Raw genomic sequence first — 7,328 nt, 5'->3', positions numbered from 1 at the left:
GTCCCGTAGCACCCGCAGCGCCGGTGACACCGGTGGCGCCAGTCGCCCCGGTCGCGCCCGTGGCGCCGGTCGGACCGGCCGCCACGCCTGCTGCACAGGGACCCAGGGCGCCCGTCGTGGTTTCAAAGCACAGCACCGTGGCCACGGGTGTGCGCGTGGAGAGGGTGGGCAGAAAGACACCGCCACCATCCTGCACCCGCAGCCCCTCTTGCGTTCCATTGGCGCTGCGCACCACGAAGCCGCCTGCTGAAGGCACGGTGATGCGCACGTCCGCTGCCAACACCAGAGGAGCATGGACCAGGCAAGCGGCAGCGAGGGCGGCAGTTAGCAGGGAGAGGCGGATTTTTCTGGAGTGGTTCACAGGTCGTTTCCTGGGTGATCGCGTTGGGCCGAAGGGACGGCCACGTGCCGGTGTGCGGCCGAGCCGGTAGAAATCGGCGCCAGACTATCTTTCGCCGGTGTTTATGTAAATAGGTGTTTCAATCTTGATAGGTACTTGCTTGCACGCGGAATGTGCGTGTGAGGCGTGCTCGCGCGGATGCCGATGAATGGGTCCGCCCCAGGCTGAAACCGTTGGAAGCATGGGCGATGCGGCCGCACGCCATCATGGTTCGGTACCGGTGCACTGGAGTCGCTTGGCGACTGCCCTGTCCTCCCGGCTTTCTGGTCCATCGCTCCGGCGGTGGTCTCCTCCGTTCACCGGATGCGTTCTGCACGTCAGCCCGCCAGTTGCGCAGTGCAGTGCGGCGCCATCCACCAGGGAAGATCAATGTCAATGGTTCTATGGAAAGTGCGGCACGCGGTGCCTTTTTCCCGCAGCGGGCGCAAGGCCGTCCTGACGGCTCTGGCCTGGGTGGCGCTGTCTTGCGCTTGCCTGGCGCAGGCACAGACGCTGTGGCCCACGCCCCGGCAATGGGATCAGGCGCGAGAGCAATCGGCCACCGTCCCCGCATGGCGCAATGCCATGGGCGCCCAGCGGCGCATCGCCGAAGACGCGATGAAGAGCGAGCCCCGGCCCGTGGCCGTGCTGACCACTGGCGGCCGGTTGCGGGGCGATCCGCTCAAGGCCCAGACCGAAGCGGGCCTGCAGGACATGGACAAGATCCAGGCGCTGGCCATCACCCACCGGCTCGACCACGACCCGCGCCATGCGGCGAAGGCGGGCGACTACCTGCTGCGCTGGGCACAGGTCAACCGACCGACCGGCCAGCCCATCGATGAAACCGGCCTGGAGCCCGCCATCTTCGGGTATCGGCTGGTGCGGGCCGACCTGGACGCTTCCACACGCGGATCGGTCGATGGCTGGATGCGCCGCATCGCCGAAGCCGAGATGGGGTCGCGGGAGATGAAGAAGAAAACCGCCACCAACAACTGGCACAGCCATCGCCTGAAGATCGTCGGCCTCATCGGCTTCGCAATCGGCGATGCACGGCTGATCGCCTACACGCGGGATGGCCTGCGTGCGCAGATCAACGACAACCTGCTTGCCAGCGGCGAAAGCGTCGATTTCCAGGAGCGCGATGCGCTGTCCTACCACGTGTACGACCTGCGCCCGCTCGTGACGCTGGCGCTGGCCTTCGCGGAGCAGGGCGAGGATTTCTACCACTGGAAGGCGGCGAACGGCGCCTCCATCGCCCACAGCGTGGCGTGGCTGATGCCGTACCTGAGGGGTGAGAAGACGCATGCCGAGTTCGTGGGCAGCGACGTGCGATTCGACAAGGCGCGCTCGGACAATGGCGAGCGGGGCCATGTGGTCGGCAGCCTGTACGAGCCGCGCGACGCACTGCCGCTGCTGTTCCTGGCCGCTGCCTACGACCCCGAGTGCGCCGCCCTGGCGGAGCGGCTCGGCGGGGGGCGCCCGAACTGGCGCCTGGCGTTCAGCCGGCTGCCTGCCGCACGCACCCAGGGAGGGTGAGTGGGGCGCCTGAACACCCTGCATGAACGCGGTGGGTCACGCAGGCCAGGGGCCGGTCAGGGCTTGACCTCCAGCCGCACGCGGCGCCGGTCCGTGCTGACCGTGACCGACAGGCAATCGTCGGCCCACACCGGGCGAAGTGCGTCGGCGTCCGAATGCTCGGCGCGTCCATACGACCGCCCGGCCTGGTCCACCAGTTTCACGTAGCCCGCGCCGTCGCTGTAATCGTAGAACTCCAGGCTGTAGTCACTCCCGCCGCACACATCGGTGTGCATGAGTTCTGCGGTGTTGAAAGCGCGGGAGGAGAGCAGGGACCCGGCCAGCAGGGCCAGCGGCATGCCCGCGAGAAGCAGCAACGCCCATCGCGGCCAGGTCTGCCAAAAGCGGGGCTGGCGGAAGGCCGCGCGGTGGGTGGAGAGTGAAGAGGTGTGGGATTTCATGGGAAGACGATTGGGCGCGCAGCGATCAGGTGCCTGATGGACGTGGACGCTCTGCCAGCACGAGGCCTTGGCGTGGTGGCCTCGAAGAAAGTGCGCTGCCATCGCAGCGAGGGGGTTTTTCCCAGTGAATGTCTGACCGTCGGCCGTTTGGCACGAAGTGCAGTGTCTTCCCATGCGTTTGTCATTGTTCTCCCTGATGGCGTTGTCTTCTTTTGTTCGTCGTTGCGAACGAACGGGCTCAGCGGCTCCGAGCGGCGCATCTTAAAAGTGCGGTTCCGCGAATCCACCGTTTGCAACGCTCTCTTACTTTATTTGCATGAAAATCACGTAACCGGCTGGCAGGTGGCTACGCTGGTGCTTCCAATCGCCAGCCCGGTGCGCTGATCTCCCGAACATGCGGTTTTTGTATACAAAACGGTGCAAAAACCGTATTCCAGGCTGGCATGGCGTTTGCGTGATGCCCCGGCATGGATGCCACCTCCCACCCCTCGGCCCCCGCCGCCATCGAAATCGTTGCGCTCACCAAGCGCTATGCGCAGGGCAAGCCTGCCGTCGATGGCATCGATCTGCGCATTGCCAGCGGCAGCTACTGCTGCCTGCTGGGGCCTTCGGGCTGCGGCAAGAGCACCACGCTGCGCATGATCGCGGGGCACGAGTCGGTGACCAGTGGCGATGTGCTGCTGGAAAACCGCAACATCACCGACCTTCCGGCGGCCGAGCGGGGCACGGCGATGATGTTCCAGAGCTTCGCCCTCTTTCCCCACCTGTCCGCGCTGGACAACGTGGCGTTCAGTCTCAAGATGAAGGGCGTGGGCAAGGCCGAGCGGCAGGCGCGCGCGCGGGCACTGCTGGAGCGCGTGGCGATGGGGCACTTGGCCGACCGCAAGCCGGCGGAGCTGTCGGGCGGGCAGCAGCAGCGCGTGGCGCTGGCGCGCGCCCTCATCACCGAGCCGCGCGTGCTGCTGCTGGACGAGCCGTTGTCCGCGCTCGACCCGTTCCTGCGCATCCAGATGCGCGCCGAGCTGCGGCGCTGGCAAAAGGAGCTGGGGCTGACCTTCATCCACGTGACCCATTCGCAGGAAGAGGCCATGGCCCTGGCCGACACGATGGTGGTGATGAACCATGGCCGCATCGAGCAGGTGGGCTCGCCGCACACGGTCTACAACCGGCCCGCGAGCGAATTCGTGGCGCGCTTCATGGGCGGGCACAACGTGATCGTCACACCGTCCGGGCCAGTGGGCGTGCGCACCGACCACCTGCAGATCGCCGCGGTGGGCGAGGCGCTGCCGGCCGGGTCGAGCCACATCGGCGCGGTGGTGACCGATGTGGAGTACCAGGGCACCTACGTGCTGCTGGGCCTGCAGGACGAGGGCGCCGTGGTGTCGTCCAGCACAACCGCCGCGTATTCCGTGATGGTGTCTGAAGACGCCTACGCCGCCCGGCCTTACTTGGTGGGCGATGCGGTGCGGCTGCACTGGCGGCCTGAGCGCGCGCATCCGCTGCAGGCGCCGTCCACACCGGCCTCGGCAGGTGCCGCCGTCGCGGTGCCGGCCTGAGGCGCTGCAGGCCGGCAGCCGCAACGCACCGGGCGTCGCGGCTCCTGCCTCCGCTGGTCGACAAAAGATTTCCCTTTCCCCCTGTCCCTTCGTTCAACCTAGGAGCTTTCCATGTCCGATGCGTCTTCCGAATCCCTCGCTGCCCCGTCGTCCGCCGTGCAGCGCCGCTCGCTGCTCAAGGGCACGGCCGGCATCCTGGCCGCCGGCATGTTCCCGGCCATCCATGCGCAGGAGAAGATCGTGCTGCGCTACCTGGGCACGGCGGTGAACCAGGACAAGGCCATCGCTGAAAAATTCAAGGCCGACACGGGCATCGAGATCCAGTACGTGGCCGTGACCACGGACGACGTGACCAAGCGCGCCGTCACCGCGCCCAACAGCTTCGACCTGATCGACACCGAGTACTTCTCGCTCAAGAAGATCGTGCCCACGGGCAACCTCAAGGGCATCGACACCAAGCGCATCAAGAATGCCGACAAGATCACCCCGCTGTTCACCACCGGCATGGTGGGCGGCAAGGCGGTGGGCGAGCAGGGCACCGCGCCCAAGAAGGTGATCTACCTCGAAGGCGAAAAGAGCAAGGTGTTCGCCAAGAGCCCGACGCAGTTCATGAGCCTGATTCCCACCGTGTACAACGCCGACACGCTGGGCATCCGCCCCGACCTGATCAAGCGCCCCATCGATTCCTGGGCCGAGCTGCTGAACCCCGAGTTCAAGGGCAAGACGGCCATCCTGAACATTCCTTCCATCGGCATCATGGATGCGGCGATGGTGGTCGAGGCCATGGGCCTGTACAAGTACCCCGACAAGGGCAACATGACCAAGAAGGAGATCGACCTCACGATCAAGACCCTGATCGAAGCCAAGCGCGCCGGCCAGTTCCGCGCGCTGTGGAAGGACTTCAACGAGTCGGTCAACCTGATGGCCTCGGGCGAGGTGGTGATCCAGTCCATGTGGAGCCCGGCGGTGACGGCGGTGCGCACCAAGGGCATCGCCTGCAACTTCCAGCCGCTCAAGGAGGGCTACCGCGCCTGGGCCGCGGGCTTCGGGCTGCCGGCCACGCTGTCGGGCAAGAAGCTGGACGGCGCGTACGAGTTCATCAACTGGTTCCTCGACGGCTGGGCCGGCGCGTACCTGAACCGCCAGGGCTACTACAGCGCCGTGCTGGAGACCGCCAAGGCCAAGATGGAAGCCTACGAGTGGGCCTACTGGATGGAAGGCAAGCCCGCCGCGCAGGACATCAAGAGCCCCAATGGCGACCTGCTGGCCAAGGCCGGCAGCGTGCGCGACGGCGGCAGCTACGAGTCGCGCATGGGCGGCATCGCCTGCTGGAACGCGCTGATGGACGAGAACAACTACATGGTCCAGAAATGGAATGAATTCGTCGCGGCTTGACCGATGAAACCGGGCGGCACCCGCTGCCCGGGTTCACCGATCGGCCCGTCTCGCAAGCCCTTTCCTTCAGCACGTTCCACCGCACCATGAGCCCTCCTTCGACCTCCCATACCGCCGCCGTGGCCGCCGCGCCCGGCCGCGGCATCGCGGCCTGGTGGCAGGCTGCGCCGTTCACCGCGGTGTTCGTGCTGTTCTTTCTCGTCCCGCTCGGGCTCATCCTGATGGTGAGCTTCTGGGACTTCAACGAATACGAGCTGCTGCCCGGCTTCACCTTCAAGAACTACCTGTCGGTGTTCGAGGGCTGCGGCAACATGGCCGACCTGTGCACCACGCTGCGCACCTACCTGTCCACCCTCAAGTTCAGCCTGCTGGTGTGGGGCATCACGCTGGTGCTGGGCTTCGCGGTGGCGTACTTCCTGGCCTTCCACGTGCGTTCGCCCGGCATACAGACGCTGCTGTTCGTGCTGTGCACCATCCCGTTCTGGACCTCCAACGTGATCCGCATGATCTCGTGGGTTCCGCTGCTGGGGCGCAACGGGCTGGTGAACCAGACGCTGATCGACCTGCACCTGATCCAGACCCCGATCGAGTGGCTGCTGTTCTCCGATTTTTCCGTGGTGCTGGCCTTCGTGCACCTGTACACCATGTTCATGATCGTGCCCATCTTCAACAGCATGATGCGCATCGACCGCAGCCTGCTGGAGGCCGCGAGCGACTCCGGCGCCTCGGGCTGGCAGACGCTGTGGAACGTGATCGTGCCCCTGTCGCGCACCGGGATCATCATCGGCTCGATCTTCGTCATCACCATCGTCATGGGCGACTTCGTCACCATCGGCGTGATGGGCGGGCAGCAGATCGCCTCGGTGGGCAAGATCATCCAGGTGCAGACCTCGTACCTGCAGTTTCCGCTGGCGGCGGCCAATGCCGTGATCCTGCTGGCCGTCGTGCTGATGATCATCTACGGCCTCACGCGGCTGGTGGACATCCGCAAGGAGCTTTGAGCCATGGCCGTTCACGCACGCACATCCTTTTGCGCAGTGCCCCGCGCAGGCACCGCCCCCTTCGTCTTTCCCATGGCATGGAGGCCCTTTCCATGAACAAAACCCGCCTGCGCGAGCCGCGCCCGCTCAGCTTCTGGCTGCTGGCGATGGTGTTCGTTCTGTTCGTGCTGTTCATGTACGGGCCCATGCTGGTCATCTTCGTGCTGAGCTTCCAGGGCCCCGAAGGCGGGCTGACCTTTCCGATGCGCGGCCTGTCGCTGCACTGGTTCCGCCAGCTGGCCGAGGGGCTGGGCGTGGTGGACATCGGCGCGGCGCTGCGGCGTTCGCTCGCCCTCGGTCTGGCCGTGATGGCGTGCACCGTGGTGCTTTCGGTGCTGGCGGGCCTGGCCTTTCGCAAGCGGCTGGCAGGCGGCAACACGCTGTTCTTCGTGGTGGTGGCCAGCCTCATCATGCCGTCCATCATCGTGTCGCTGGGCATCGGGCTGGAGTTCCGACTGATCGATACCGCCATCAAGGCGGTGCTGGGCTGGTTGGGCCTGCAGGAGACGCTGGAGGGCTTCGGCACCTCGCTGGGCCTTTTCACCTCGGCCCTGGGCGCGCACCTCACGTGGACGCTGCCGTTCGGCCTACTCATCATGTTCGCGGTGTTCAACCGCTTCAACCCGGCGTACGAAGAGGCGGCGCGGGACCTGGGCGCCACGCCGTGGCAGGGCTTCGCGCACGTGGTGCTGCCGCTGGTGGCGCCGTCGGTGGTGGGCATCGGCATGTTCGGCTTCACGCTGAGCTGGGACGAGATTGCCCGCACCTCGCAGGCCATCGGCGACGTGAATACGCTGCCGCTGGAACTGCAGGGGCTGACATCGACCGTGACCACGCCGTCGATCTACGCGCTGGGCACGCTGACCACGGTGGTTTCTTTCGTGGTGATGGGGCTCACGCTGGCGCTGGTGTGGTTGCTCGGGCGCGGGCGCCGCGCGGGGAGCGCCCGATGAAGCCTCCCGCACCCGCCGCCGCGCCCCCC

General features: G+C 66.2%; 7 protein-coding genes and 1 pseudogene. 6 read left to right on the top strand and 2 right to left on the bottom strand.

Annotated features, from left to right (window positions below):
* Positions 1 to 361 (bottom strand): annotated as a pseudogene (locus tag AC27KI_RS16110) (hypothetical protein); the annotation flags it as partial.
* 408 nt (positions 362 to 769) lie between these two features.
* On the opposite strand from AC27KI_RS16110, the gene AC27KI_RS16105 reads away from it, so the two are divergent.
* On the top strand, positions 770 to 1,915 hold the full coding sequence (locus tag AC27KI_RS16105; protein WP_487114722.1) for an alginate lyase family protein: 1,146 nt from the start codon (positions 770 to 772) through the stop codon (positions 1,913 to 1,915).
* Positions 1,916 to 1,971: 56 nt separating this feature from the next.
* Here the strand turns inward: AC27KI_RS16105 and AC27KI_RS16100 are convergent, their stop codons facing one another.
* Positions 1,972 to 2,355, bottom strand: coding sequence for a hypothetical protein (locus AC27KI_RS16100; protein ID WP_284406760.1), 384 nt, complete (start codon positions 2,353 to 2,355; stop codon positions 1,972 to 1,974).
* A gap of 36 nt (positions 2,356 to 2,391) precedes the next feature.
* Between AC27KI_RS16100 and AC27KI_RS16095 the strand changes: the two genes are divergently transcribed.
* The 5 genes from AC27KI_RS16095 (at position 2,392) to AC27KI_RS16075 (ending at position 7,299) form a co-directional block, all read left to right on the top strand.
* On the top strand, positions 2,392 to 2,739 hold the full coding sequence (locus tag AC27KI_RS16095; protein ID WP_487090085.1) for an SAM domain-containing protein: 348 nt from the start codon (positions 2,392 to 2,394) through the stop codon (positions 2,737 to 2,739).
* A gap of 83 nt (positions 2,740 to 2,822) precedes the next feature.
* Complete coding sequence (locus tag AC27KI_RS16090; protein ID WP_317352413.1) at positions 2,823 to 3,911, top strand: ABC transporter ATP-binding protein; 1,089 nt, start codon at positions 2,823 to 2,825, stop codon at positions 3,909 to 3,911.
* A 111-nt stretch (positions 3,912 to 4,022) separates the two neighbouring features.
* A complete protein-coding gene (locus AC27KI_RS16085) occupies positions 4,023 to 5,306 on the top strand; it encodes an ABC transporter substrate-binding protein (protein WP_272564121.1) in 1,284 nt (427 codons plus the stop codon).
* An 86-nt stretch (positions 5,307 to 5,392) separates the two neighbouring features.
* Entirely contained in the window at positions 5,393 to 6,307 is a 915-nt protein-coding gene (locus AC27KI_RS16080; protein ID WP_487090086.1) for an ABC transporter permease, read from the top strand.
* A gap of 92 nt (positions 6,308 to 6,399) precedes the next feature.
* On the top strand, positions 6,400 to 7,299 hold the full coding sequence (locus tag AC27KI_RS16075; protein WP_487114720.1) for an ABC transporter permease: 900 nt from the start codon (positions 6,400 to 6,402) through the stop codon (positions 7,297 to 7,299).
* The last annotated feature ends 29 nt before the right edge of the window (positions 7,300 to 7,328 follow it).

It is taken from the genome of Acidovorax sp. KPB24-03 (assembly GCF_057546605.1).
The sequence above is the reverse complement of the archived record's forward strand: the minus strand, read 5'-3'. Positions and strand labels throughout refer to the sequence as shown.

Excerpts from the sequence above, each read along its gene's own strand:
- AC27KI_RS16105 (WP_487114722.1), top strand. The coding sequence starts at position 770 with ATGTCAATGGTTCTATGGAAAGTGCGGCACGCGGTGCCTTTTTCCCGC.
- AC27KI_RS16100 (WP_284406760.1), bottom strand. The coding sequence starts at position 2,355 with ATGAAATCCCACACCTCTTCACTCTCCACCCACCGCGCGGCCTTCCGC.
- AC27KI_RS16095 (WP_487090085.1), top strand. The coding sequence starts at position 2,392 with ATGGACGTGGACGCTCTGCCAGCACGAGGCCTTGGCGTGGTGGCCTCG.
- AC27KI_RS16090 (WP_317352413.1), top strand. The coding sequence starts at position 2,823 with ATGGATGCCACCTCCCACCCCTCGGCCCCCGCCGCCATCGAAATCGTT.
- AC27KI_RS16085 (WP_272564121.1), top strand. The coding sequence starts at position 4,023 with ATGTCCGATGCGTCTTCCGAATCCCTCGCTGCCCCGTCGTCCGCCGTG.
- AC27KI_RS16080 (WP_487090086.1), top strand. The coding sequence starts at position 5,393 with ATGAGCCCTCCTTCGACCTCCCATACCGCCGCCGTGGCCGCCGCGCCC.
- AC27KI_RS16075 (WP_487114720.1), top strand. The coding sequence starts at position 6,400 with ATGAACAAAACCCGCCTGCGCGAGCCGCGCCCGCTCAGCTTCTGGCTG.